General features: G+C 70.7%; 1 protein-coding gene. It reads left to right on the forward strand.

All coding sequences use genetic code 11. The annotated features are described in order from the left end of the window. Window positions 1-72 precede the first annotated feature (72 nt). On the forward strand, window positions 73-1028 hold a 956-nt coding region (locus tag J5Y04_RS41170; protein ID WP_307853569.1), incomplete at its 3' end, for an MFS transporter.

Here is a 1028-nt window from a genome sequence, read left to right on the forward strand (position 1 = left end):
TCGGGTTCGGGTGACGGCTCGGGTTCGGGTTCGGGTGGGGTTTCGGTGGGTGCCGGGGTGACGTTGGCTGCGGTGGCGGTGGTGCAGTTGATGGTGTCGTTGGATCTTTCGGTGGTGAATGTGGCGTTGCCGGAGATCGGTTCGGGGTTGGGGTTCAGTCAGGTGGGGTTGACGTGGGTGATCAACGCGTATGCGTTGTCGTTCGGGGGGTTGTTGCTGTTGGGGGGGAAGGTGGCGGACCGGTTGGGGTACCGGCGGGTGTTGATGGTGGGGTTGGTGGTGTTCGGGTTGGCGTCGGTGGCGGGTGGTCTGGCGCGGGGTCCGGGGTGGTTGGTGGGGGCGCGGGCGGTGCAGGGGGTGGGGGCGGCGTTGCTGGCGCCGGCGGCGCTGGCGTTGTTGGTGTCGGCGTTTCCGTCGGGCCGGGAGCGGGTGAAGGCGTTCGGGGTGTGGAGCGCGGTGAACGCGGCGGGTGGGGCGTTCGGGGTGTTGGTGGGCGGGGTGCTGACGCAGTACGCGGGGTGGGAGTGGGTGATGTTCGTGACGGCGCCGATGGCGGGTGTGGCGCTGTTGCTGACGTGGCGGGTGCCGGCGGGTGCGGCGGTGGGTGGCCGGGGCCGTCCTGACGTGCTGGGTGCGGTGCTGGCGACGGGTGGCGTGGCGTTGCTGGTGCTGGGGGTGGTGCGGACGGATCAGCATCCGTGGTCCTCGGGGGTGACGCTGGGGACGTTGGGCCTGGCGGTGTTGCTGCTGGCGGGGTTCGTGGTGGTGGAGCGGACGACATCGGCGGATCCGCTGGTGCGGCTGGGGCTGTTCGCGAACCGCTCGGTGGCGGGGGCGAACCTGTACACGCTGCTGCTGGGCGGGGCGATGGCGTCGGCGTTCTACTTCGTGTCGCTGTACCTGCAACGGGTCCTCGGGGCGGGCCCGGCACGCACCGGGGTGCAGTTCCTGCCGTTCGCACTGGGCGTGGTGGTGGGATCGGTCGTCGCCGTGAAGCTGGGCTTGCGCTTCGCACCACGGTCCCTGCT

Source organism: Kitasatospora sp. RG8, from assembly GCF_017813315.1.
Taxonomy (GTDB): Bacteria; Actinomycetota; Actinomycetes; order Streptomycetales; family Streptomycetaceae; genus Kitasatospora.